This is a genomic window from Rhodococcus sp. EPR-147 (genome assembly GCF_001647185.1).
In the GTDB taxonomy this organism is placed as follows: domain Bacteria; phylum Actinomycetota; class Actinomycetes; order Mycobacteriales; family Mycobacteriaceae; genus Rhodococcoides.
Genome location: NZ_LVCU01000191.1, coordinates 1 through 1,647 on the forward strand (window position 1 = coordinate 1; position 1,647 = coordinate 1,647).

Consider the following 1,647-nt stretch of genomic DNA (forward strand, 5'->3'; position numbering starts at 1 on the left):
GCCGGTACCCGGCTCCGGACGCATCGACGAGCCACACCGCCGGAGGGTTGAGATAGTCACCCGAGCACGAGTAGAGGATCGACACCCGAAACCGGTAAGACGTGGCCTCGAATGCTGCCGCGACTTCATCGACGCCGTCGCCGGAGTAGGTCAGTTGCCGCACCGCGTAGAACGGAACCTCCACCAACTGCTGGTCCGGGCTCCCACACACCATCACCGACGCGACCGTGAAATCGGCGGGTCGGGAACCGAATTCGGGACTGTGCGGAATGCTCAGTGTTGCCCCCGACAGCACACCGCTCGACACTTCGCGATCGGCGACACACGACGGCACCGTCGCAATCGCCGTCCTCGGGGAGGGCTCAGGCCAGAAGTAGACAGACAAACCCGCAACCAGAACTGCCACCACAGGCAGCACGATCAACCATCTCCGTCGGGTCACGTCAGCTCTCCTCGGTGCGAGCCCTTGTGGTGCAGGGCGTTTCGCTATGACCATCGAGGGCAGCAGTCACGACCGGCGTCGAGTCAGAGACAAGCCCGCGACCGTCGAGACCAAGATCCACCAGCGCACCGTAGAACCAAACCACGATCTTCGGCCATCGGCGAATACCTCACAGCTTCAGTGTGCGAACTCGCCGCGTTGCGGCTGCTGCCGCATGCTGCTCGTGGGCGAACAGCAGTCCGTAGGTGAAACCGTTCTCTGCGGGTCGGGTTCCCGCCGCGGCTCCGAGGCGACGAAGGAACCCTGCTGCGACGAGGCTGTCCTGGTGTTCGCCAAGTACTTCTTGGAAGTGTTTGTAGCGCCGGATCGTTTTCTTCGAGCGCTTCGTGCCGAGTAGCGGTGTCGCCAGCTCCGCGGCGTACCGCGCACGCTTGAACGCCTTACGTGCTCGGTGCAGAGCTTCGTCATCGCCGGCCACGCCTGAGACTGCGGTCTTCAGGCGGATGCGGGCTTTCTTGCCGGCCTTGGTCGCCAGCGACGTCACGTTCCTGCGTGGGAGTGACCGCACCGAGGAGTCGAGGGTGTCGAGGGCCTTGATCAGGGTGGCATACCGGTCACCGGCGAGGACGGTATCGACGTCGGCTCGGTAGGTGCGCTGTTCGGCAGCGAGGGTGGTCTCGATATCGGCGGCCACGGGACCAAGCACCCACTCGTCGGGAAGATCGGCCACCGCTTGAGCGAAGCGGGCGCGCTGTACTTCGTGGTCGCGGACGTGGCCGAGGATTCCGGCGTACCAGGACAGTTCCTCGTCCAGACCGGTGGCGACGGCCGGGTCGAAGGCGCCGCCGAACACTCGCACGGTGCTGCGGAGTCGCCGGATCGCAACGCGGGTGGCATGGATCGGATCCTCACCGCGCCGCAGCGCTGCATCTCCTCCTCGAATGGCACTGATCTGCTCACGCACGTAGGCGGCAACGGGCGCTGCGCCAGCATCTCGAGTCGATGTCGAAGGTTTCGTCGATGTCGTCATCGTTATGGATGCCCCGGATGCGTGCCGATCGAAACCACCACGGTCGATCCACGCAGTCGCCGACCCACCCGCGCGGAGAACGGCTTCACATACGGCATATTGTTCGCGAACGAGCCTCAGGCGGCCGGAGCCGCGCAACGACGCGCTCGCGCACTGAATCTCTGACCGGTGGTCG

Annotated in this window: 3 protein-coding genes; 1 reads left to right on the forward strand and 2 read right to left on the reverse strand. The window is 64.9% G+C overall.

Features of this window, described 5'->3' with window-relative positions; all coding sequences use genetic code 11:
• Together A2J02_RS09665 and A2J02_RS09670 are read right to left on the reverse strand one after the other, a co-directional pair.
• On the reverse strand, positions 1-442 hold a 442-nt coding region (locus tag A2J02_RS09665), incomplete at its 3' end, for a hypothetical protein (RefSeq protein WP_156516163.1).
• Positions 443-611: 169 nt separating this feature from the next.
• Positions 612-1,472: a CHAD domain-containing protein gene (locus tag A2J02_RS09670; RefSeq protein ID WP_051048276.1), complete on the reverse strand. Its 861-nt coding sequence runs from the start codon at positions 1,470-1,472 to the stop codon at positions 612-614.
• A 21-nt stretch (positions 1,473-1,493) separates the two neighbouring features.
• Between A2J02_RS09670 and A2J02_RS28640 the strand changes: the two genes are divergently transcribed.
• Positions 1,494-1,637 (forward strand): hypothetical protein, encoded by a 144-nt coding sequence (locus tag A2J02_RS28640; RefSeq protein WP_157226225.1) that lies wholly within the window; start codon positions 1,494-1,496, stop codon positions 1,635-1,637.
• Positions 1,638-1,647 lie beyond the last annotated feature (10 nt).

What these genes read in the sequence shown, in the direction of transcription:
- A2J02_RS09670 (WP_051048276.1), bottom strand. Translation starts at nt 1,472, where the DNA reads ATGACGACATCGACGAAACCTTCGACATCGACTCGAGATGCTGGCGCA.